Raw genomic sequence first — 25,021 nt, 5'->3', positions numbered from 1 at the left:
CCTCTTTCAAAAACAATCAAAAAACAATCAAAAATCGAACAGACAATCGAATGAGGTCTATTTTTTTAATATTTTATGTTGATCAGTATATTATGATTTGCACAACAAATTAATATACTTTCTCCCCTGCCAAATATGTAGTTTTTACTTTTATTTTTGGAATTTGATCTTCTTCGACTTCCATAATGTTATCTTCCAAGATTACAAAATCAGCAAATTTACCTACAGTGATGCTTCCTTTTTCTAGTTCTTCAAAATTACTATATGCCGCCCAAATAGTCATTCCTTTTAAGGTTTCTTCTCTTGTAAGAGCATTTTCTTTTTGAAAACCTCCTTCTGGATATTGTTTTAAATCTTTTCGTGCTACAGCAGCATAAAATGTATAGAAAGGACTTACATGTTCTACAGGGTAATCGGTTCCTAAAGCAACTTTACCCGTTTTTTCAAGTAATTTTTTATACGCATATGCTCCTTTAATACGATCTTCTCCTAATCGCTCATCAGCCCAATACATATCACTGGTAGCATGGGTAGGTTGCACACTCATTACCAAGTTATCATTAAGAATATCAAATTCTTCTGGAGCTACTACCTGAGCATGCTCTACACGCCATCTTCTATCTGATTTATTCTGTAATACTTCATAATATGTTTTCATCACTACTGCATTTGCAGAATCACCAATAGCATGTGTATTCATCTGAAATGGAGATCCTGCTAATCGTTTTGCTAACGTTTTAAAATCAGCATTCCCTATTACCATTGCTCCATGATGGTTTTCTTTATCTGAATATGGCTCTTTTAATGTAGCTCCTCGAGATCCTAATGCTCCATCTGCATATACCTTAAAAGAAGAAACATTCAGTTTATCTGTTTTATACACTCCTTTTTCTAAATAATAATCTACGTATTCTGGCACATTACTCACCATAGTATACATTCTAATCTTCAACTCATCATTTTTTTGCAAACTATCAATTAAAGCAATTACTTCTGGGCTTAATCCAGCATCATCTACTGTAGTCAATCCATAACTAAAGTTAATCGCTTCTGCATCCTTTAGTGCTTGTATCTTCTCCTTTATCGTTGGCTGAGGGATAACTGACCTAATCAATCCCATAGGGTTATCAATAAGTACCCCAGTGAGTTTTCCTTCTTTTTGAACAATTTCTCCACCTTCTATCTTTGTATCAATTGTAATTTTAGCAAGATCTAAGGCTTTCTGATTTACAATCATCGCATGACCATCAACCCTTGTAATAGCCACCGGGGTATCAGGAAACAAACTATCTAACTTTTCTTTTGTTGGAAATTCTTTTACCTCCCAATCATTTTGATCCCAACCTCTTCCGGTTATAAACGGCACATTTTTTTCCTTTTGAAATCCAACAATACGATCCAATACTTCCTTATAACTTTTAGTACCAACTAAGTCAACTTTTTGTTGTTGTAATCCAAGTCCATAAAAATGACAATGAGCATCAATCAATCCTGGTACAATTGTTTTTCCTTTAGCATCCAAAGTATCACCTGCGTCATATCCATTTAACAACTCATCATTACTACCTACATCTAAGAATTTACCATCTTTTATCACAAAGGCTTCAGCTTTTGGGTACGCATCATCTACTGTGTATACATTGGCATTTAGCACAAGTAAATCTACTTTCTCTTTGTGTTGTTGACATGAAACAACAGATAGTGCGATGATAAATAATAAAGGAAATTTTTTCATTATAGTTGAGTTTAAAGGCCTAAATGTAAATATATCTTAGTAGTGAAGTGGTTAAGATTTTCTTAATATAAGAATTCAAACATCAAATAATTACATCTAGATTATTAAAAAAACTATCACTTCTGCTTCATAGATTCTAATGTATTGGTAACAAAATTGAAACGGATTCGTCGTAAATATATCTTAACAAATACATTTTCTATGAAATTTAAAATTATAGTAATCGGCTTAACTTTCTTATCATTTTTCTCAAATGCACAAAGCAGTGATGTTACTAATCATAAATTAGAACAAGTCATCGAGGATTTTAGAACCTCAATTATAGAACACAATAATTTCGAAAAATTCTCTAATTTATTTTTACATGATTCTATTACCTGGGCTGCTATTTTTACCAATAAATCAAAAGAAATGGTAGCGAAGAAAATGCCTGATTTTGTTTTTACTTCTAGTGATTACAAAACATTTTATAACAATCTAGCAGATGGATCTGAAGAAAAATTCTATAATATCAAAATGGATGTAAGAGATCAGTTTGCAACGATATCTTTTGATTATACTTTGGCTGTTAATTCTACAGTTCAAAACTGGGGTACAGAGTACTGGTCACTCATGCTAGTCAATAATTCCTGGAAAATAACAAGTGTAACCTGGTCTATGAATATAGAAAAAGTAGAAAAATGTCCTTTTGTATCTGAGCATTATTTTAAATTACAATAATACATTTTTGATTTCACCTCATTAAATTTTTATTCCTATCTGACCAATACCCAGTAGTAACAACGGGTATAATTCCAAAAAACACCCCTTAACAAAAAGGGAGGTTATCCCCTAATTTTCAAAAAATATTTGCTTTAGGTTTGTCACTCAATATTAGTATTGGCGCTATCATTTATATCACTATAGAAGAAGAAACTGTAGCGTGATCGTCATAGTGTCTACCCACTTTACTATAAAAACCGTCTTAAGGCGGTTTTTTGTATATCATAATATACTACTATGAATATAAAAAGCACAATTAAAATGTCATAGGTTTTCTTTATTTTGGTTGTCTAATTATCTTTTCAGAAAATAATGTATATCAAGAATAAAGTTGAGTTAGAAGAAATAGGGTATTCAGTTTTAACTAATCTGTATACTGAATCTGAAATTAATAAGATGTCAACATGTATTAAAAACTCTGAACAGAATGGGGATTCTTTCTTAAAAACAAAAGATGTATTTGCCATTAGACAACTTATAAATGTAATTCCTGAACTGAAAACAATTCTTTTCAACAAGAATTTGATTGATTTTTTGCCTGATTCTAGTTATTTTTTGACTAAAGCCATTTATTTTGATAAACCGAAAGAATCCAATTGGTTTGTAGGTTATCATCAAGATTTAAGTATAGCTGTTGATCAGAAAGCAAATCTAAAAGATTACATAAACTGGACTTTTAAAAAAGGGCAATTTGGAGTTCAACCACCAATTAAGATACTACAAGATACCATTACCATAAGAATTCATTTGGACAAAACTGATAAAAACAATGGAGCACTTAAAGTAATTCCTAAATCACATCTACAAGGAATTCATCGATCAAAATCAATTGATTGGAAAAATGAAACCGAACATATTTGCGAAATTGAGAAAGGAGGAGCAATGTTAATGAAACCATTGATATTGCATGCTTCAAATCGGACAACTAATAATAAACAAAGGAGAGTTATTCATTTAGAATTTTGCAATCACGAACTTACTAACCCCCTAAATTGGTTAGAACGCCAAGAAATAAATTTAGGACAATAAATCTTACAATTTTCACACCTTTTAGTAAAACTTTAAATCATGAAAAAACTACTCTTTTTACTATTAATTATTATCATGTATTCTTGTGATAGAGATCATCCTAAGATTGAAATAATAGAAAATGAAAACCTTACTCAACATCAGATTGATTCTATATTAACCAATTTTAAATTTGAATATGACAAACCTGTTTTTATAGATAGCACCTCTCAGGTTTTATTACCTATTACTACACAACATTCAGAAAGAAAAAAAACATTTAGCAGATATAGTGGTGATGAATATTCCTGGGCAGATTATCCAAGATATTGGAATATTCTTTTTTATGACAAAAACTCTAATCAGACTAGACTATTAACTGAATCTAAGATGAGAATTACTGATTATATAGTGAATATTAAAGAAACCGGGGCAATCTTATCTAAAAGTATTTTATATAAAATTGGAGATATTGATTACAATAATGATAAAAAACTTAATCATAATGATCCCGAACATTTATTTATATCAAGGACAGACGGCACTGAATTTAAAAGGTTATCTCCTAAAAACGAAGACTTAATATCATATACACTAATACCTAAAAGTGATCAAATTATGATAGAAACCATACGAGATACAAATTCTGATTTAGAATTTAAACCCGATGATGAAAAAATATGGTATTTGATAAATCTAAGTTCAGATGTAAAACCCATAGAAATTATAAACTCTGGACTGCGAAAGAAAATTGAGAATTTATATTTTGAACAGTGGCTTAAAAAGAAATAAAAAAAGAGGTTGTTTAAAAGCTTTTAAACAACCTCTTTTAACGATATAGAATAATAATTACTTATTATTTGCAATCCAGGTATTGATTTTATCTTCCAGCAATGCTAATGGAACACACCCAGTCTCTAATACTTGATTATGAAATTGACGAATATCGAATTTGTCTCCTAATTCTTTTTCTGCTTTAGCTCTTAACTCTCTTATTTTTAACTGACCAATCTTATATGACAGCGCTTGCCCGGGATTCGCCATATAACGTTCGATCTCTGAAGTAATTCCAGCTTCTGATTCAGCCTCGTTATCCAACGAATATTGTATTGCTTGTTCGCGAGTCCACCCTTTTGAATGTAGTCCAGTATCTACCACCAAACGTATAGCGCGATGCATTTCTGCACCTAACATTCCAAAATACTGATATGGATCTGTATACAACCCAAGTTCTTTACCTAAAGATTCACTATATAACGCCCATCCTTCTCCGTATCCACTATACCATAATGTTTTTCTAAATTTTGGTAATTCTTCACTTTCCTGAGTAAGTGAAATCTGATAATGATGTCCCGGAATAGCTTCATGTAAAAACAGAGACTCATCGCTATATGTATTATACTTTGTCACCTCAGGAATTGGTGTATAAAAAATACCTGGTCGTGTTCCATCCAAAGATCCTGGATTATACTCTGCGCTTGCAGAATTTTCACGAAATGCTTCTGTGCGACGTACTTCGAATGGTGTTTTTGGTTTTACATCAAATAATTTTTCAATTTGTGGTTTCATACGATCATGAATCGCATTAAAATTATCTATAACTTGTTGAGGTTCTGTAAATGGCATTAACTCTTTCTTATTACGTACATGATCAAAGAAAGATTTTAGATCACCTGTATATCCTACTTCTTCCTTGATTTTTTCCATTTCAGAAGAAATTCTTGCCACTTCAGCAAGCCCTAATTCATGAATTGCATCAGCCGTCATTGTTGTCGTGGTATACAACTTGATTTGATATTGATAAAATTCTTTTCCGTTGGGGATTTCAGAAATCCCAGAACTAGCTCTTCCTGCTTCCATATAAGTTGTACTCATAAATTGATGTAAACTTTTGTAAGCGGGAATGATTTTCTCAGATACCATTTTACTATATGCTTCAGTTAATTGTTTTTTATCCTCCTCTGTAAAACCTTCAGGGAAATTTTTAACAGGAGTATAAAAAAGATGTTTATCCAAATCTTCTACAGTCAATGCTTCTAATTGCGGAAGTACTTTTACAATTAGAGATTTTGGCAACACATATCCTGCTGTCATCCCCTCTTTCATTTTTGCTTCAGCAGAGGTCATCCATGCAATATATCCTTCAAGACGCTTTAACCAATTATTATAATCTTCTACAGTTTTAAATGGCTGAGCACTAGAACCACTAGCTAACTGCCCAGCGACAAGGTTAATAGACCACATTTGATCTATTGGGAAATAGTCTTGTTTAAAATTAAACGCCTCTAAACTCATGTCACATTCCCAATTGAGAATTGCTTTGGTCATTTTTTCACTTTCAGATAATGTAGCATCATCAAACTGTGCTAATTGCTCTTTATATTTTTGAAAATACGCTTTAGATTTATTTACGGTTTCGTCGGCCAAAGGATTGGGGAATTGATCGTTAAATCTATTATCTCCTGCAAAAGTTGCTTGCACAGGATTGAGCTGTAAACCTTCTTCATAGTAGTTGTCCAGCATCTCATTAAATTTAGCACTAACATTAATTTCTTCTGTGGGCTCTTTTGTCGTGGTTGTTTCATTTTTACAAGCTGTAAAAATCAAGGTGAGACAAACCATGGCAAGTGTCTTTTTAATCATGATGTGATGTGTTTTTGTTTTAGGAAGGAAAGATAGGAAAATTCACAAGAAAAGAAATGTTTCTTATAGAACCTATAATGAAGTTAATCACTCTTAATCTGTAAAAAATCAGATTTGTAGACACATCTAATATTCTAAACTTTTTTCTACTTTTTTATTAGTTATTACTTAGTCTTTCTCTTTTTAAAAAAGTAAAGAAAAAAATGAGACGTTCTATTATTAATCCATATAATAAAATATTAAAAATAAGACGAATAATAAAAATGGAAAAACCTTGTCCTTTGACACTAATCAAATTAAACAATGTTTGTGTTGGATACATAAGCACCGTATACGTTTTTCTCAAAACTATAGATATTGCATTAGAACTTAGTGTACCTTCTTCACTGGCGTACTCAGCCATAACACTATAGGTCATTAAAACAGAAAGTACAATTACTGATAGACTAAAAATGTGGAAATTAATTCTTGTCATCAACTTAAATATTTATGATATGCTCTATATAATTCTAAAAAAGAAAGTCAGGTATCCTATATCAGTTTAGTTTCTGATCATGCTTTTAAATTGACTTACTTTTTAAACGCTTCAAACAAAAAGCAAAATGCTCGAATGCAAAAGAATATAACAATACATTAAAAACTAGTCTTCAATTATTTTTTCCTTACACTCTTTTACTAATTCAAAATTCAATCCATTAAACATAAAAACACATTGACATTTGAAAGTATTTGATTGATTCACATTTTGAAAATAGTCTTGGTCATTATTATTAGATTCACTTTCAATGTAATTTTTACAATTACAATCGGTTGTTAAGTCATCTGTTTTATAATCTACCGATATCATTCTTGTTTTAGGCTCATATTTAACACCTTCTTCCCAATCCCTCAAAACAAGAGAGTATGAAAAGTCTTGTTGAAATATTCCATTTTTGTAGGTTACCAACATCACACCGCTCAGAAAACAAAGCGAGCATCCTCTAACAAATTTTGTTAGCACGTATTTAGTTCCTTCTGTTGTTGGTATCGAAAAAATACCAGTAAAACCATCACCATCAAAAACTTCATAAACTTTTGATTTTTGAGCATTCATTGAATCTTCTTCTTTTTGCACACTATTATTTAATTCTGTATAGTGCATCAATGAAACTCTACTTTTATATGTACCTCCTGTTTTTTCATCAATAGAAAAATTATAAAGTTTACCATCATCTGATTTTATGATATCTAATTCAGATGAATTAAGTAATTGAGTAATATCATTTTTACCAAACTCGGCATTAGTAACAACTCTATTTAGGTTATACATTATTTTTTTCTGTAAAAAGAGAATTAAATCATATTTACCAATGGAGTCTCTGACTACAAATTCATAGTCTTTTTTATTTTTAAGTATGTTTTTTTGATCTTTTTTAGATATCCCTATTTCATTAAACGAATATAAATTTTTTCCATAAATTGAAATCTCCCCGTAGAATTCGAGGTATTTATTGGTTTTGGAGATAAGTTTTTTAAATGAAATATTTTCTTGAGCAAAAGTAAAATTACTTAGTATCAAAAAAAATAAAATGAATTTTAATGTATTTGTATTTTTTTCAAGAGCACACAGCATCACACCAATGATTTGAACGATTCTAAGATAATGTTTTTGGTCAAGTTGGTAATCTATTTTTTGATTTTAAATCAACTTTCTTTTTAAACTTTTTAAACAAAAAACAAAACGTTCAAATGCAAACGAATATAACAGAACATTAAGAATTAGTCCTCCTATTAAACCATATATCCCTTTTACAACTCCAGAATATCCAATAGCATCTGTAGGTAATTTAAATATCGTATTTAGTTTCATTAAAAACTCTGTCGTGGGAGTAAAAACTAGTGTTCCCCTATCATTGGCATTCCCTAATATGCTGCAGATTGCTGCTAAAACAAAAAGTAAAATAAAGGTTACAATGTACGTATGTATATTAATCTTTTTCATCTGTAGTTGCGTATTAAAAGTTAAAATGAATTATTCTTAATACTGTGCAAGATATAGTCGTTTGGAAGTATACCAAACACCATAAACAATGAAAATTAGTGCCCTGAAAACAGGGGATTATTAATAAGGAAAAAAGGGGTTGGAATTTCTTATATCCAATTTATAAAAGAGGTTCAATAAAAAAAGGAGTTAATAACCACGCGTGTACTTTTCTTTTTCGACAAGAGCAATTGCCTGTTTACCATTACCTGTAAGAAATTTTGTTTTTAGCGTTACTCTTTCTTTTAACCTTTGAAAAAACACAATAAAATGCAAATGTGGCCCGGTAGCCCAACCTACATCTCCACTATATCCTATAAACTGACCTATTTTTATTTGATCTCCAATCTTTACTTCTGCTCCATTCTTTTTGATATGAGTATATTCAGCAAAAGTACCATCACTATGATATATAAGAATAAAATTATTATATTTTGCACATTCTGATGTTGTACAACTTTTACTAAAACTTTCTTCTATATCTACTACAACTCCATCTCTAGCGGCATATATTTTAGTTCCTACAGGCATTTTAAAATCTAGCGCATTTTCATTTTTGTGGGAGACAGTGCCATTATATCCTTGGGATAACCAATATTCTTTTCCTTTTGGAAAAGGTAAATAATACTTAAAGTTAGTATCATACTTCTTCAGGTTATGATTCCCATGATTATAGGTAGACTCATACCCTAATTTTATACGTTTTTTTCTATCAATTACGGTTAGATCTGTAATGATGTGTTTCTTGGTTTTTGCGGGCACAACAAACACCTTATTATTTCCATTGGTAGAGTTTAAATTCTCTAATCTAAAATCTATTTTAGCTGAAACCGGGCTATACTCATCATTATCGGCAAGGATAGTAAAACCATTCTCAGTCTCTTCATAATAAAGTTTAAAGTTATCCTGAGAAAACAGAGATATCGAAAATAAACTTAAAATAAGAAGAGTACTGGTTTTCATATTTTTTTAGTTTTTAATGATTGTCTAGAGGTTTTATACTTTTATTTTAATTAGTACCAAAAACTATACCGAGTATATTTCCCTTTTATATTGGATACTATAACCTCTATAAGTTACAAAAAAAAATAAATCTAGTTTTTAAGAAACCTAGTCTAATAATTAAACTTATAAGTAACTCCTCCTAAAACCTGTATCCCTTGAACTGGGAAATTGACCCAGCGTTCATAATTTTCTCCAGCCAGATTATTTCCTTTTACAAAAAATGAAAGCTGATCACTTAAACGATACCCCAGATTAACATTAGCATCAAAATAGCTATCCAAAGTAACTATAGACTCTGGAAGTGAAGGAAGAGCAATAACTTGATTGTTTATATCCTTTCTTTCACCTACATAAAATAGTTGAGCTCCAAAATACCATTGTTTATTAATTTGATAATCCATAAGCACTGAAGCTTTGATTTCAGGTAAATTCCATGCTTCTTGTTCGTCTTCTGTACTATAATTAAAATATTCTGCAGAAGCTCCCAGTTTAAACTTCTTATTAATTTCAAAATTTAACTCCCCGTATCCTACTAGAGTATTGATATCATCATAACGATACGAAAATGAATTTCCATAATCAAAACCTTCTAGTTGTAATGTTGGTCTAGCATTGTTTACAAATAATGGTTTTTCATCTTCAGAAACATAACTTCCTCTAAAATTATAACTTACTACATCAGATATCTTTCCTTTTAATCCTATATATGCATCATATAAAGTATTTGTAGGTTCTATAATTAATGTAGGAGAAACAAAAGGGTTTTGTTGTACTGCATCTCTATAGCTATTCTGTTCTAATTCTCCTTCTAAACCACCATACGCGATAACAGCTTCCTCTAGTAATCTATAAGAAGCAGTAACTTTTGGATAAATAAAGAAATCATTATCGCTATTTTCTGTATCAATACTGTAATATACAGCTGCTCCCAGGTTTACCGTAAGATTATCCCTAAGAATCACCAGGCTTGGATTTACTCCCAAATTTAGAATACCATATTTATTGGGAGTTTGCGAAGCAAAGTCAAGATCTCTCTCAAAATTACCACTTAGATAATCAACAATAAAATTAGTGGTAATCAAATTATCTCCTATTTCAAACTCAAAAGTCGGTTTTGCAACGACATGATGTTCTACAGAGCTTAAAGCATCACCAAAAAATCTATAATTTAATGATGCTTTCTTAAAATATAAATCATCAAATTGAAGCTTCCCTCCAATTTTGGCACCAAAATAACTTTGTTGTGGATCGATGGCATCAATTTGTACTTGCGTTAGCTCAGGAATTTCTGGAAGTCCATACCAATTATACAACTGATGTTCTACTCCAACTTCTATTCCGTATGTATAATCTCTTGTTCGAGAAGTATAATTAAGATCCAGAAAAGTATTATAAAACTTATCATCCAGTTGCACATCTTCAATACCACCTTGTGAAGAATTATGATGCAAATACAATCCTATATTATCTGATCTATTGATCTGAAAGTTACTATAAAATTCTGCAAGAACCGATGTGAAATTTCCAAATCCTAATGTTGCATAATTATCATAGATCTCAATGGGTTTAGGTCTATCAATATTAGCTGCGCGACCTTTGGCTGGAGTATATGTTGATGCTACAGGTACCGAAAATATACTATATCGAATTTCTTTTTTTTGTTGTGCCACCGAATCATTAAGAATTGGCGTAGATTTAATTTTAAACGCATCACTAATTGTTGGTGTATATGCCTTAACAATAACTACCCTTTCAGTTTCAAGCGTTTCTTTTTCTTTTTCCTGTGAAAAAGTTACTGTACTTATAAAAGTACTTATAAGAAGTAATACTCCAGACCCAATTGGTTTTGAAAAACTACAAGGGCTATTCATTTTTTTAAAATATGTAAGCATATGATACAACTCGTTTAATAACTGATTATTATTGTTCGGTTTGGATAGATGAATTTGTTTTTGCCTCTTCGGCTTTGATTTTTTTAAGTTCGATAGTTGCCTCATCAATTACCTCTGGGTAATCTGTAAAGTTTTTAATCACACTTTCCAAAATATAGGTTGCCTGATATGCATCTTTAAGGCCATAGAAATTTTTTGCCATAAGTACTAATCCTTTAGACCCATACAATCGATATCCGGGGAAATCTTTAGATAGTTTTTGAACAGTTTCATTAGAGCTTTTATAATTTCCTTCTTGGTTCTTAAAGTAAGCTTCATAATATAAAGCCTCTGCAGCCAGTTCTCCTGTTGCAATTTTCTGTACTTCGGCATATGCTCGTTTTGCCCTCTCCATATCGACAGTTTGGAAAGCTGCCCGTGCTGTAAAAATTTTAGCATCACTTTTTACATCGTTTTGGATTTTTGGATTAGCCAACACTTTATCCGCATATTCAATAGTCTTTTGATACTTTAGTAACTGATAATATGATTTCATCAAATTAGATTGTGCAAAGATTATGTTCTGAGGATAATCTGCATCACTTTCTAGACGTTCTAATACCGGAATTGCTTTTTCATAATTGCGGTTCTCCAGGTGTATCTGGGATAATCTTGCAAGAGATTGTTCTGTATACTCTGTGCGATCCTGTTGTAATACATATTCATAATGGGGTACAGCAGTTTCTTTTTGTCCTTTTTTGAAATATAATTGTGCCAGATGAAAATTACTTTTTAAGGCGTGTAATCCATTTGGAAATTCATTTAAATATTTTTCAAAACCATTAATTGCTGCATTATCATTATTCTCCAAAAATTGTTTCTCTGCAGCTTCAAACGAAGTGTTATCCAAATCTGCATCACTCACATCAACAAAACTCAGTCCTTTAACCCAAGTAGCGTATTCTTCTGTTCTACCCAGATCTACATAAATCAACCTAGCTGTATTTACTGCTTGAATAGCTTCATCGGTACCTGGATATTCTGCTACTACCTTTTTAAATTTTGATAATGCCTGATCTCCTTTATCTCCATTGTAATAGATCAAGCCTTGTTTTAATAGAGCTTTTGGCACATATGAACTTCTGGGTAAGTCACGGATAAGACGATCATAGGCATCAATCCCTCGTTGCACCTTATTTTCAGACACATACACATCACCTAGAGCAAACATAGCATCATCACGATACGTAGATCTAGGATATTTTTTTAAGAACATCTCAAGATCCTGAATCTTTTTATTATGTTTATTTACAAAACCATAACTAATTGCTTTCTGATAATGTGCATAATCAGAATCAGGTCCGTTTTTATCAATTGCCTGGTTATATGCTTCCATAGCCGGCCAATATTTACTAGATATAAAATGACTATCTCCTAGTCTTAAATAAGTATCAACCTGCCTTGCTTCATCTATATTATCCTTTTTAGAAAACGTATCAAAATACGTTGCAGCTTGAGGGTATTGTTTTAATTTAAAATACGTATATCCCAAATTATAATCAATCTGTTGATATTCATTCGTGGTAGAAGCTCCTGCACTACTTTGAAAATCTTTAAACCCAATTAACGCATCATCAAAATTAGTAAGTAAATAATCACTTTCTGCCTTCCAATACGTTGCCTTAGCTGTAAACTTAGGATCAACTTGCTCTTTTAAGGATTTATCAAAATATAAGATGGCTTCTGTATATTTATTTTCATTATACAATTCGATCCCTCTATAAAAAGCAACTTTTTGATATACTTCCTTATCTGCAAAGTTTCGACTACCTTCAAGCAAATCCATTGCTTCTTTATAATTTTTTGAGGTGATATACGAACTGATTAAAAGTTCCTTAATCTCTTCTTCAAATTCGGTATTAGGATATTGATCCAGATATGATAATAATACTTTTGGAGCACTCTCAAAAGAATTTCCTATCTCATAACTAAGTTTTGCATAATTATATGTAGCATCTTCTTTTATTTTAGCTTCAAAATCCATTTCTGAAGCATTCTTAAAAGCATTTAATGCTTGTTGTTTTTGGTCAGTTTTTAAATACGATTCTGCCAAGTGATAATATGCATTTTGAGCAGTAGCATTGCGGCCGTCTACAATTTTATTGAATTGAGAAATTGCATTTTGATACTCACCTTGCTTATAATATGCATATCCTAAGAAATAATGATCTGTATTATTCCATTTTCCTTTTCGACCTCTATATTCTTTAAGATACGGAATCGCTTTTTGATATTCGCCAAGGTTGAAATAACTCTCTCCAATAATCTTATTCAATTCAGATTTTTCTGAAGGTTTTGATTTTGGTAGCTGAGTCAAGCCTTCGTTAATAGCTTCTTGAAAATTACCCGACTTAAAATTCATGTCACTTTGAAAATAAGATAGGTTCTTATTATATTGATCTAAATCCTTAACTTCATCAAATAATTTATCTGCTTCCTTATAATTATCTCCTTCATATGCAATAAAGCCCAAATAGTATTTTGCCTTTGCTCCATACTCTGGTGAATCTTCTACCTGATTAAGGAATTTTTTAGCTTCGTTAAATCGTTGGATTTTGAAATAAGCATACCCATTATTAAAGTCATACTTTTCTTTTTCTGTTCGGCTTAAATTCCCTTCATCTACCTTATCGTACCATTTACGGGCATATGCATATTTCCCATTATCAAAATAATATGTAGCTGCATCAAGATAAGCAGCATTACGCTTAATACTTGTTGGATATTGTACTACAAATTCTTCTAAAAGTTGATCTGCATCTTTTTGATTTAACCAGACAGCACAATTAGCAATATAATAACTACAATTGGCGTCAATATTTTCATCTCCTGAAGCTTCACGCACTTTATCAAAAAGGGTTTGAGCTGCCAGAAACTGCTTATTGTTATACAATTCTAGTGCCTGATTATATTGCACTAATTCATTGGTATAAATTGCGGATTGCTGTGCAGATATATGTGCAGACAGGCAAATCACAAAAAGCATCGAGGTGATGTATTTGTTCATTTAACTAAGTATTACAATAAAAAAGTAAATATCGTTTCCCGTGGATAAATTTTATGTTAAAGATAGCCTAATCTTCATTTTAATAACGAAAGATTTTCGAGATAATTACATTCTTAATTTATAATTATGAATTCTTTATGAATGTCATCTATTGAAAACACTGCATTTAGAAAGCTTTTATTAAGAAAACACAGTCTTCGCACTTAGCAAAAAAATATTAAATCACTACAGAGTTTACCTTGTGATCATCTTTAAGTATTCATTCCTTTCTTGTTTTACTGTTAGAAATCTAAAATATTTATTCTAAATTTTGGTTAATTATATAAGTTGGTTGAAAACTATTAGTATACCTAATTTTTTTTAACAGAAAACTTTTTACTTTTACCAAATACTATTAATTCTGAATCATAAACTATGTCCAATACGGTATTAAGCCTTAAAAATGCTTCAATCTATCAACGTGAAAGCTTAATTCTATCTGATGTCAATGTAGAAGTAAACAAAGGTGATTTTGTATACCTTATTGGTAAAACCGGTACAGGAAAAAGTAGTTTTATGAAAACCTTATATGGTGACCTTCCATTATTAGAAGGCGAAGGAAGTATTGTTGACTTTGATCTTCCTTCATTACAAGAAAATCAAATTCCTTTTCTGAGAAGAAAACTGGGTATTGTATTTCAAGATTTCAAATTATTAAATGACCGAACTGTAAAAGGTAACCTTGTATTTGTGCTTAAGGCTACTGGATGGACAGATGAAAAAGCAATGGATAGTAAAATTGATGATGTTTTGGATAAGGTAGGAATGAAAACTAAAGATTTTAAATTTCCTTATCAATTATCTGGTGGAGAACAACAACGCATTGCGATTGCAAGAGCACTATTAAACGATCCAGAATTAATATTAGCAGATGAGCCTACTGGGAATCTTGATCCACAAACCTCTGTTGAAGTTATGGAAGTATTGCAAGATATTAATAAAAATGGTAATACCATTCTTATGGCTACTCATGATTATGCTTTACTTCTTAAATACCCTTCTAAAACCTTAAAGTGCGATGGAAATAAAGTTTTTGAAGTTGTACAAAGAAAAGGATAGCACAAAACATCAACTTTAATCAATTCGAAAACATTTAAGTTTAAAAACTTCCCGAAAACGAGTACTAAAACTGATGAAATACAGTAATTTGTGTTTTTTGTCGTAAAAAAAATGTGTTTTACCGAATATTTAACGTTTTTTACAAGTTCCACTCCGGTTTTTCTTATTACATTTGTAATGTCAAAAAATAAAGAAATTAAATACGGCAATTCGCCCCAAATATCGAATAAGCCCCCAAACATTTAATTCGCCCCAAACCAAAACCCCAAAATATCGAAAGAAAAACCCGAGTCAGCTCGGGTTTTTTCGTTTTTATAGTATTGATGTTTTTAGTGCACTCTCCAAATTCTTAAAGTTTTTATAAAAATCTAAACATTAATTAGTTTGGCCCAATTCCTGTAATCTATCCTATAAAAGAGTACTCTATTATCTCTTTTTAAAAATTATTGTATCACATAAAAAGTAAGGTTATGAAATTATTCTATGGGATTATGATTATTGATATCAAAGCATTAAAGAATTTTTTGAAACAATTACCTGGGGCTAGTAGATATGCTATGAGAAAGTAAAGTTTTTCAGGTTGTATTTAAAAAAAGATCAAGAATATCTGTTTTTGATTTGGTATAAAAAAAAACCCAGACAAAAATCTGGGGTTTTTATTTTAAACTTCATTATATCGTTTACACAATCTTATTTCGTTTACGTTCAACCTCGGTAAGGAAGATTTTTCGTAATCTTAAATGATTCGGAGTTACCTCAACATACTCATCTTTTTGAATATATTCTAAGGCTTCTTCTAAAGAAAATTTAATTGCAGGTACGATCTTAGCTTTATCATCAGCACCAGAAGAACGTACATTTGATAATTTTTTAGTCTTCGTAATATTCACGGTCATATCATCTCCACGAGAATTTTCACCAATTACTTGTCCTTCATAGATATCTTCTCCCGGATCTACAAAAAACTTACCTCTATCCTGAAGCTTATCAATAGAATAAGGAATTGCTGATCCTTTTTCCATAGATACTAATGATCCATTAATACGTCCTGGAATATCTCCTTTTAGGGGTTGATACTCTTTAAAACGGTGTGCCATAATTGCCTCTCCTGCTGTAGCTGTCAATAATTGGTTACGCAAACCAATAATCCCCCTTGATGGTATCATAAATTCACAAACCATACGATCTCCTTTGGCTTCCATGCTAAGCATTTCACCTTTACGCAATGTTACCATTTCCACAGCTTTTCCAGAAACATTTTCTGGTAAATCAATAGTTAACTCTTCTATAGGTTCACATTTTTTACCGTCAATTTCTTTGATAATTACTTGTGGTTGCCCTATCTGTAACTCATATCCTTCACGTCTCATCGTTTCGATCAATACAGATAAGTGCAATACTCCTCGACCAAATACTAAAAATTTATCAGCACTATCGGTATCATTAACTCGTAATGCAAGGTTCTTCTCTAATTCTTTAGCTAGTCTCTCCTTAATATGTCTTGAGGTTACAAACTTTCCATCCTTACCAAAGAAAGGTGAATCATTGATGGTAAACAACATACTCATTGTTGGTTCATCAATAGCAATTGTTTTTAACCCTTCGGGGTTTTCTATATCTGCTACTGTATCTCCAATCTCAAAACCTTCTAGTCCAACCAATGCACAGATATCACCAGCTTCTACTTTATCTACTTTCATTCTCCCTAAACCTTCAAAAGTATGGAGTTCTTTGATTTTTGATTTTTTAATAGTTCCATCACGTTTTACCAAAGAAACCTGCATCCCTTCTGTCAACGTTCCTCTTTGTAAACGTCCGATAGCAATACGTCCTGTAAATGAAGAGAAATCCAAAGATGTAATTAACATCTGTGTAGTACCTTCCTCAATTTTTGGTGCAGGAATATGCTCTATAACCATATCTAACAATGGTTCGATATTATCAGTTTCATTCTTCCAGTCCTCACTCATCCAGTTATTCTTAGCAGAACCGTATACTGTTGGAAAATCCAACTGCCATTCTTCTGCGCCAAGTTCAAACATCAAATCAAAAACTTTTTCATGAACTTCATCAGGAGTACAATTTTCTTTGTCAACTTTATTGACAACTACACAAGGTTTTAATCCCAGATCAATTGCTTTTTGCAACACAAAACGTGTCTGAGGCATTGGCCCTTCAAAAGCATCAACAAGAAGTAATACTCCATCTGCCATATTTAAAACACGCTCTACCTCACCACCAAAATCGGCGTGACCAGGAGTATCTATAATATTAATTTTGGTTCCTTTATAAATAACTGAAACATTTTTTGAAGTAATCGTTATTCCTCTTTCACGTTCCAGGTCGTTATTATCCAAAATCAAATCGCCCGTATTCTCATTTTCACGAAATAATTGACAATGGTACATAATCTTATCTACCAACGTAGTCTTACCGTGATCTACGTGAGCAATTATTGCAATGTTCTTTATAGCTGTCATAAACGCCTCATTTTTAAGGCTGCAAAGGTACGAGTTATTTTGACAGGTTGTATATGAAAACTCAATTATTAAAAAAGCTTTAAAATCTAGCTTACAAAACCTTCATATAAAGCTTGTTTAATATTAAGAAATGGTATATAATTTAATAAAATCAATTATTTCCCAAATGCCCAACCTAATCTAAAGTTGACAATTGGAGCCATAGATTGATCATTATCATTAAAAGCATACCCTACTCCAAGTTCCAAACCTAGGTTAAATCCCGAATTATAGGTGCGCTGAAATCCCCAAACTGGCCCTACTTGTCCTACATAATCTATATCTGTATCTAAATCCCCTAGTATAGGATCTCCATGTGCAATATAGGTAGTCATAGCCAAATAATTTGCAGAATTGCCTGAAGTATTCTTTCCTTTATTCGCTCGTTTTTCAAAATTATAGTAATACCTGTAAGCCCCTTCAAACGTAAGAAACACCCCATAATCCTCATCATTATTCGATTTCACATAGGCCAATCCGGTTCCTAACCTAAAATCTAAGGTAGCATTCTAACTCACCCCCACTTCATACTCTACCCCTGGAGTAAGCAATAAGTTGGCTTTAAACATTTGTTTTTCTACTTTATTTGTCTGGTTTTGTGCTGATAATAATAATGTACTAAAAAGGAAAATTGCTGTGAGTATTTTCTTCATGATTTTGCGTGTTTAATGTAAATGGTTTGGTTTTAATCAAACTTCTTGCCATGATTACTTTTATTAATAATTCTTTCCCTTCAAATTCTAAAAGGATTATCTTTACTGCCTCAAAAAAAGTAAAATGGATCTTTCTGAAATCAAAAACATAAAAAATCTAGATGCAAACAATTTTTTTCTTTTGGCTGGACCATGTGCCATCGAAGGAGAAGAAATGGCATTACGCATTGCAGAAAAAGTAGTTGGTATTACTTCAAAACTTAAGATCCCGTATGTTTTCAAAGGATCTTTTAAAAAAGCTAATCGCAGTAGAATTGATAGTTTTACAGGGATAGGTAATGAAAAAGCCTTAAAAATCTTACGTAGAGTAGGTGAAACATTTGAAGTCCCAACGGTTACTGATATTCATGAAAATGAAGATGCTGCACTTGCAGCAGAATATGTTGACATTTTACAAATCCCTGCATTTTTAGTACGCCAGACGGATCTTGTAGTAGCTGCCGCTAATACAGGAAAAACGGTTAACTTAAAGAAAGGGCAATTTATGAGTCCTGAAGCCATGCAGCATGCAGTAAGAAAGGTTAAAGATAGTGGTAACAATAAAGCTATGATTACAGATCGTGGAACCATGTTTGGTTACCAGGATATGATTGTAGATTTTAGAGGAATACCTACTATGAAACAATATGGAACTACTGTTCTTGATGTTACACATTCTCTACAACAACCTAATCAATCCAGTGGCGTTACGGGAGGAAGACCAGACATGATAGAAACCATAGCTCGTGCCGGAATTGTTACAGGTGTTGACGGTTTATTTATGGAAACTCATTTTGATCCTGCTAATGCCAAAAGTGATGGAGCAAATATGCTTCACTTAGACTATTTAGAAAAGCTATTAAGCAATTTGGTTGCTATAAGACAAACGGTAAACAGTTTATAAGTAAACTTCATTCTATTTGTAGAACTTTTTATCTTTAACGAGATAAGCATTTTGTAAAACTTCAATTAAAACAGTTTCATTGATCTCATCTATGCTTTTATAGCGCAGTGATTTCATTACTTTACGTCCCGCAGTAGTCATATGCTCAAGATGTACTGTGATATGGCCTGCATTCCAAAACCCTACATCCACATAGCCTTTGTTAGCATTTAGATAACAAAAGGGTCTATTGCTTATGTAATAAAAAGGGATTTTATATTTATATAATAATTCTACAGATGGAATAGTACTCTCAATCAACATCTGAAGGTGTAATAAAATCGTTTTAAAAGGTTCTGACTGATTTAGAATATAGTGTTCTGCCGGTTTCATACATCAAACATATTTTAAAGTTTAAATACTATATAACTACCATTCATGAATTGTTAAATCCTAAAGCATTGTTAATCTTTAATTTGTCTTTTTCCTAAAAAAAATTAACTTCGACAAGGACTAACAAAAAAACTTTATCAACCTAACTGTATTTAAACCACCCCAATAATACGATAATCTACAATTATTTATGAAAAATCTTTACGAAAAAACCTCTGCCGAGGTTCCAGAAAATTTAACAAAACCTACATCTTCATTTAGAAGGCATGTATGGCTCGCCATGGGAGGATTAATATTATTTGTCGCGGCATATGCTACGTTAACATGGTGGTTTGGGCATACGGCGTACCGATTATTTTCTGATTCATTTTCTGGAGGCAAAGATGCATTTATGGATTTTGTAATTGCATTACCAAATCTGTTTCTTTTCATTTTTATGATCAAAGCATTATTCTTTATAAAAAGAGGTGGTGACCCAAATCAAAAAGAAATTACAGAAAAAGAAGAACCTACATTATTTAGTTATTTATATCAACTTGCAGATGATGCAGGTGCTCCACGCCCTCATAAAGTGTTTTTATCCAGCCGAGTAAATGCCAGTGTATCTTATGACCTATCGGTGCTTAATTTTTTCTTTCCATCAAAGAAAAATTTAGAAATTGGTATCGGCCTTATTAATGTACTTAACTTGGGTGAATTTAAAGCCGTACTTGCTCATGAATTTGGTCATTTTGCACAACGATCTATGTTGGTTGGTAGATGGGTATATATGTCCCATCAGATCGCAGCTCATATTATCGGAAAGCGAGATGCTCTTGATAAATTCCTTCAAACCATCTCATATCTAGATCTAAGAATAGCATGGATAGGATGGATTCTATCTCTAATCGTTTGGTCAATTAGAGCTCTTGTAGAAATATGCTTTAAAATAGTAGTTATTGCGCACAGAGCACTTTCTAGAGAAATGGAATTTCATGCAGATCTTATTGCTGTATCCTTAACAGGAAGTGATGCTCTTATACATGCATTACATAGGCTACAAGCTGCAGATGATGCCTATGACAAATCATTAAACATGGTTAATCATGCTCTTAATAAAGAAAAAGCAGTAGTCGATATGTTTGCTCTACAAACTAATGCTATCGAGCGAATGGCCTATATTCTTAACGAAAAAGAATATGGCGTTTCACCTATTATCCCAAAAGAATCTCCTGAAAAAAATAGAATTTTTACCTCAAAATTGGCAAACCCACCAAAAATGTGGGCAACCCATCCGGCCGACCATGATAGAGAAAACAATGCAAAAAAAATATATGTAAGTGCTCCTATTGATAATCGACCAGCCTGGGTTCTATTTAAAAACCCTGAAGAGATAAAAAGAAGTATTACTGCAGCATTAGTTGAAACCGCAAAAATAAAAACCACTCCCCTTTCTACCGAGGAAAGTATTGCAGAACAAAATAAAATATTTGATAAAGTATACTATGATCCAAAATATAGAGGTGTTTATCTAGATCGTGATTTTTTTAGGACGTATGAAAATGCTTCCGAAATTTATTTAAAAGACACTTCTTTTGCTGACTTAAAAAAAGAAATCACATCCCTATATCCAGAATCACTAAATGAAGATTTAGAAATTCTTAAAACCATAAATGAAGAACATGTATTACTTACAGCCTTAAAAGAAAAAATACTTACAGCACCGGGAGGAGTAATTATGTATCGAGGAGAACAAATCTCAAGAAAAGACCTTCCCGCGGTAATTAAGAATGTAGACAAAGAGTTAGTCGAAGCTCAAAGTAAAGTTCGATCTCATGATCAATTAAGTCGTTCTGTTTCTCTAGCCTCGGCTAAACAAATTGGCAATGGGTGGGAAAAGTATTTAAACAATTTATCTTGTATTCTACATTATGCAGAACATAGTCGCGCAAATATAGAAGATGCCGAAAATGTACTGTATAACGTACTTAATGTAGTCATGGCAGATGGAAAGGTTACCTCTTCAGAACTAGACAGATTACTTAGAGTAGCTAATGATCTTCACGGAGTTTTACAAAAAGTATATGTAAATGGTGAAAGTATACAACTTACCAAAGAACTTCTCGATCAACTAGACACCAAAAGCTGGCAAGAATATACAGGTAAATTTGATTTGGTATATGCCAATCGAGACAATATCAATAAATGGATGGAAGTTATTGAGAGTTGGACTAATACAATTAAATCTGCCCTATCAAAACTTCGTTCTATTGCACTCGAAAGCCTTCTTAAAAGCGAAGAATATGTAAACAATCTGGTTCTTAATGAACAAGTTTCAGAGCAACCAGCTCCTATGCCATCATCTTTACCAGAAAAATATAATTTACTTATCCCTGGTTCAGAAAGACCTATTCAGAAAAAACTTGGATGGTGGGATCGTTTCCAAACCTCGGACGGAGTACTACCTTCTATAGCAAAATTAGCTGTTGCTGCTGCTATTATAAGTATTACTGTTTTTGCCGGAAGTTATGTCGGCACTTCCTCCCTTGCTATTTACAATGGGCTCGGAAAACAAGTTATTGTTCAAATTGATGGAAAAGAACTCGAATTAGATCCTTATACTTCAAAGAAAATAGCCTTAAGTACTACTGATGGAATTTCTGTAAGAACAATTTCTGCTGATGATCAAACAGAAATTGAATCTTTTACACCAGAAACAGAATCTACTTCTGAGATGTATATTTATAATATTGGAAATGCTGCCGCCTTATTAAAATGGACTATTTTCTATGGAGGCACACCTTATAATAACGATAAATATCTTGGAGCAGCACGTTGGAGTACTACTAATGCAGATTATGTCATGGAAGAACCTCCTTCTTCTATGTCAACAAGTGGATCATCTACCACCAGAGATGTTCTGGACGCTTATGCCAATATTGCTCCGGGAAATTTATTAAGTATGGTAGAGTCTAAAGAAGATATGACAGCAATGGTCCTTTCTCATGCCAAATGGGATAGTCGTGAGTCTCCACATATTATGACTTGGTTAAGTGTTGCACAAAATTTTGAAGGTTTTAACGACATTCTTAAAGATCGATTAGGTAAAACCCCGGATGATCCACTTTTTCTAAGAATGCAACAAGAAAGTGCTGTAGGAGATGCTAAATCCAAAGTATGTGAAGAACATAGTAAACTAGCAGCTTCTCACCCAAATAATGGAAATTATTTTTACCTCAAGACCCGTTGTATGGGGGATGGGCCAGCACAAGATAACGCCTTTAAACAAGGAAATAAGAAATGGCCCGATAACCCATGGCTAGCTTTTGCTGCTGGATATACATACGCCAACTCTCAAAACTGGAGAAATGCAGAAAAATGCATGAAAACAGCTATAAAAAACGAACCTGCATTGAGCTATTATATAAGTATTGATTTAAAAAGAATTCAAAATGTACTTGGGAAAAATGACAAAGGAGCATTTAGATCAGATATCAAAATAGAGTATTTGGATTATATAGAAAATCTGGAGAAAAATGAATTTAAAATTAAAGATTCTCCAGATTATGCGTATACTTTATTAAATAAAGGAGAGATTAAAGCGGCTATTGAACAAGTAAAAAATGACGACTTACAATATGCTATCCTAAGACAAGCCGCTGTTTCTGATGGAGCAGAACCAAAAGTTATAGAATCCGCATTATCGTTAAGTCTTGAAAAAGGAATAAATGATTATACGATTTGGTCTGCAATTGGTCTTGCTGTTAGAGAAAGACAAAGCCTCCAGCCTTATAAGACTAAAATTAAAGAACTCTATCCCGAAAGAGAAACCATAATATTTGATTTTGTTGACTTAGTTAAAAACAATAACATGGCAGCTGCAGAGGCAATAATAAAAGACATGAGACCCCTAGAAATAGGATCTTTTTATTCTTTAGGTACTATCATTTTAAGAGATAAAGCTCCAAAACGATGGAAAGCTAATGCAAAAGGCCTCTTATTTTTAAATGAACGACCATATTTCGAGTAAATTCAAAAGAAATATAATCTTGTCATAAAACCACAACAAGATCCAATTTTATACTAAGACATGCTCTAACGTATTACTGAAAGAACCCAATTAGATTAGGTTCTTTTTTTACGTCCCTCAATCGCTATTTTCATTCAGTATTATGAAATCATTTAAAAGCTATTCTTACAAATGCAAGAACATCCTGAATAACTTAATTCATACTAAAACTTGCATAATTCAATATTTTAAATTTACTTTGTATTTCAAAGTACTTTTAATATGAGCACAGAAGAATACTTAAAAGACATTACAGAGATTAAAGACATGATGAACAAATCATCTCGTTTTTTCTCTCTTAGCGGTTTATCAGGGATAATGGCAGGAATCTACGCACTTATTGGCGCTGCGGTAGCTTTTTATTTAGACAGCATCATTGGTAGAGGATATCTGATTTTAAACAGTAAACTTTTTTATTATATCCTGATTGATTTAGTTATCATAGCATTACTTAGTATTCTAACTGCTATTATTTTAAGCGTTAGAAAAGCTAAAAAAAATAATGAAACCTTATGGAATAGTGCTTCCAAAAGATTGCTTACTGCATTTCTGATTCCGTTAATTACAGGCGGGATATACATTATCATAAAAATTTCTAGTCACCATTATGGACTTACCGGTTCACTAATGCTAATTTTCTATGGTCTTGCTCTTGTCAACGCATCAAAGTACACAATTGGGAATGTAAAATATTTGGGATATATAGAAATTGTATTAGGTTTGATCTGTGCAATATATCCAGGATATGGTTTTTGGTTTTGGGTACTTGGTTTTGGAGTTATGCATATTATATACGGAAGTTTGATATATTTTAATGAAAATTCAAAATCTTCATGATAGAAAATTAAATGGGTGTATTTGAATTAACTCTGATGTTATTAAATTATATATTAAACTAGCCAGAATGTAATCTGAAAAGATTCTTGCCTTTGTAAGAATGAAAAATGGGAAGTATAATTAACAATATAAACAAAGCTTTTGATCATCGAATTCGATTAGGGATTATGTCGGTTTTAATGGTGAATGAATATGCTGATTTCAAAATGCTGAAAGAACTTCTCGGTGCTACTGATGGTAATTTAGCGAGTCATACTAAAGCTTTGGAAAAAGAAGACTATATAAAAGTGGAGAAATCCTTTATTGGAAGAAAACCTAACACAAGATACAATGCAACAAAGAAAGGTCGTGAAGCTTTTAAAAAACATGTAGAAGCTATTGAAAAGTTATTAAAGCAATAGCTATATTTTTTTATCAATTGACTTTGAATTTCAAAGTAC

Annotated in this window: 20 protein-coding genes; 8 read left to right on the top strand and 12 right to left on the bottom strand. The window is 32.0% G+C overall.

Annotated elements, in window-relative coordinates; genetic code table 11:
* Positions 1 to 109: 109 nt before the first annotated feature.
* Positions 110 to 1,735 carry an amidohydrolase gene (locus DK442_RS05320; protein WP_109434828.1) on the bottom strand — a complete coding sequence of 542 codons (1,626 nt, stop codon included), beginning with the start codon at positions 1,733 to 1,735 and terminating at the stop codon, positions 110 to 112.
* A 201-nt stretch (positions 1,736 to 1,936) separates the two neighbouring features.
* Between DK442_RS05320 and DK442_RS05315 the strand changes: the two genes are divergently transcribed.
* The 3 genes from DK442_RS05315 to DK442_RS05305 all read left to right on the top strand — a co-directional run bounded on the left by DK442_RS05315 (position 1,937) and on the right by DK442_RS05305 (position 4,297).
* Entirely contained in the window at positions 1,937 to 2,455 is a 519-nt protein-coding gene (locus DK442_RS05315; RefSeq protein ID WP_109434827.1) for a hypothetical protein, read from the top strand.
* Between the two features lie 354 nt (positions 2,456 to 2,809).
* On the top strand, positions 2,810 to 3,526 hold the full coding sequence (locus tag DK442_RS05310; RefSeq protein ID WP_200825089.1) for a phytanoyl-CoA dioxygenase family protein: 717 nt from the start codon (positions 2,810 to 2,812) through the stop codon (positions 3,524 to 3,526).
* Between the two features lie 39 nt (positions 3,527 to 3,565).
* Complete coding sequence (locus DK442_RS05305) at positions 3,566 to 4,297, top strand: hypothetical protein (RefSeq protein WP_160114060.1); 732 nt, start codon at positions 3,566 to 3,568, stop codon at positions 4,295 to 4,297.
* 57 nt (positions 4,298 to 4,354) lie between these two features.
* On the opposite strand, the gene DK442_RS05300 is transcribed toward DK442_RS05305, so the two are convergent.
* The 7 genes from DK442_RS05300 to DK442_RS05270 form a co-directional block, all read right to left on the bottom strand.
* Positions 4,355 to 6,148, bottom strand: coding sequence for a DUF885 family protein (locus tag DK442_RS05300; protein WP_109434824.1), 1,794 nt, complete (start codon positions 6,146 to 6,148; stop codon positions 4,355 to 4,357).
* 157 nt (positions 6,149 to 6,305) lie between these two features.
* Entirely contained in the window at positions 6,306 to 6,623 is a 318-nt protein-coding gene (locus DK442_RS05295; RefSeq protein ID WP_160114059.1) for a hypothetical protein, read from the bottom strand.
* A 165-nt stretch (positions 6,624 to 6,788) separates the two neighbouring features.
* On the bottom strand, positions 6,789 to 7,706 hold the full coding sequence (locus DK442_RS05290) for a hypothetical protein (protein WP_160114058.1): 918 nt from the start codon (positions 7,704 to 7,706) through the stop codon (positions 6,789 to 6,791).
* Between the two features lie 120 nt (positions 7,707 to 7,826).
* On the bottom strand, positions 7,827 to 8,129 hold the full coding sequence (locus DK442_RS05285) for a hypothetical protein (protein ID WP_109434821.1): 303 nt from the start codon (positions 8,127 to 8,129) through the stop codon (positions 7,827 to 7,829).
* A 189-nt stretch (positions 8,130 to 8,318) separates the two neighbouring features.
* On the bottom strand, positions 8,319 to 9,131 hold the full coding sequence (locus DK442_RS05280; RefSeq protein ID WP_109434820.1) for a M23 family metallopeptidase: 813 nt from the start codon (positions 9,129 to 9,131) through the stop codon (positions 8,319 to 8,321).
* 152 nt (positions 9,132 to 9,283) lie between these two features.
* Positions 9,284 to 11,044, bottom strand: coding sequence for a TonB-dependent receptor (locus DK442_RS05275; protein WP_109434819.1), 1,761 nt, complete (start codon positions 11,042 to 11,044; stop codon positions 9,284 to 9,286).
* Between the two features lie 49 nt (positions 11,045 to 11,093).
* Complete coding sequence (locus tag DK442_RS05270; RefSeq protein ID WP_109434818.1) at positions 11,094 to 14,111, bottom strand: tetratricopeptide repeat protein; 3,018 nt, start codon at positions 14,109 to 14,111, stop codon at positions 11,094 to 11,096.
* A 414-nt stretch (positions 14,112 to 14,525) separates the two neighbouring features.
* Between DK442_RS05270 and DK442_RS05265 the strand changes: the two genes are divergently transcribed.
* Complete coding sequence (locus DK442_RS05265; protein ID WP_109434817.1) at positions 14,526 to 15,209, top strand: cell division ATP-binding protein FtsE; 684 nt, start codon at positions 14,526 to 14,528, stop codon at positions 15,207 to 15,209.
* Positions 15,210 to 15,889: 680 nt separating this feature from the next.
* Here the strand turns inward: DK442_RS05265 and typA are convergent.
* The 3 genes from typA to DK442_RS28115 form a co-directional block, all read right to left on the bottom strand.
* Complete coding sequence (typA, locus tag DK442_RS05260) at positions 15,890 to 17,689, bottom strand: translational GTPase TypA (RefSeq protein ID WP_109434816.1); 1,800 nt, start codon at positions 17,687 to 17,689, stop codon at positions 15,890 to 15,892.
* A gap of 155 nt (positions 17,690 to 17,844) precedes the next feature.
* Entirely contained in the window at positions 17,845 to 18,195 is a 351-nt protein-coding gene (locus tag DK442_RS05255) for a hypothetical protein (RefSeq protein ID WP_109434815.1), read from the bottom strand.
* Between the two features lie 42 nt (positions 18,196 to 18,237).
* Positions 18,238 to 18,381: a hypothetical protein gene (locus DK442_RS28115; protein ID WP_160114057.1), complete on the bottom strand. Its 144-nt coding sequence runs from the start codon at positions 18,379 to 18,381 to the stop codon at positions 18,238 to 18,240.
* A gap of 124 nt (positions 18,382 to 18,505) precedes the next feature.
* Here DK442_RS28115 and kdsA point away from each other — a divergent pair, with 124 nt between their 5' ends.
* Positions 18,506 to 19,324, top strand: a complete 819-nt coding sequence (gene kdsA, locus DK442_RS05250; RefSeq protein ID WP_109434814.1) for a 3-deoxy-8-phosphooctulonate synthase — start codon at positions 18,506 to 18,508, stop codon at positions 19,322 to 19,324.
* Between the two features lie 12 nt (positions 19,325 to 19,336).
* On the opposite strand, the gene DK442_RS05245 is transcribed toward kdsA, so the two are convergent.
* A complete protein-coding gene (locus tag DK442_RS05245) occupies positions 19,337 to 19,696 on the bottom strand; it encodes a DUF1801 domain-containing protein (protein ID WP_109434813.1) in 360 nt (119 codons plus the stop codon).
* 190 nt (positions 19,697 to 19,886) lie between these two features.
* Here DK442_RS05245 and DK442_RS05240 point away from each other — a divergent pair, with 190 nt between their 5' ends.
* The 3 genes from DK442_RS05240 to DK442_RS05230 all read left to right on the top strand — a co-directional run bounded on the left by DK442_RS05240 (position 19,887) and on the right by DK442_RS05230 (position 24,982).
* Complete coding sequence (locus tag DK442_RS05240) at positions 19,887 to 23,705, top strand: M48 family metallopeptidase (protein ID WP_109434812.1); 3,819 nt, start codon at positions 19,887 to 19,889, stop codon at positions 23,703 to 23,705.
* 261 nt (positions 23,706 to 23,966) lie between these two features.
* A complete protein-coding gene (locus DK442_RS05235; protein ID WP_109434811.1) occupies positions 23,967 to 24,581 on the top strand; it encodes a hypothetical protein in 615 nt (204 codons plus the stop codon).
* Between the two features lie 107 nt (positions 24,582 to 24,688).
* Positions 24,689 to 24,982 (top strand): transcriptional regulator, encoded by a 294-nt coding sequence (locus DK442_RS05230; RefSeq protein ID WP_109434810.1) that lies wholly within the window; start codon positions 24,689 to 24,691, stop codon positions 24,980 to 24,982.
* The last annotated feature ends 39 nt before the right edge of the window (positions 24,983 to 25,021 follow it).

This window comes from Aquimarina sp. AU119, assembly GCF_900312735.1.
Classification (GTDB): domain Bacteria; phylum Bacteroidota; class Bacteroidia; order Flavobacteriales; family Flavobacteriaceae; genus Aquimarina; species Aquimarina algiphila.
The sequence above is the reverse complement of the archived record's forward strand: the minus strand, read 5'-3'. Positions and strand labels throughout refer to the sequence as shown.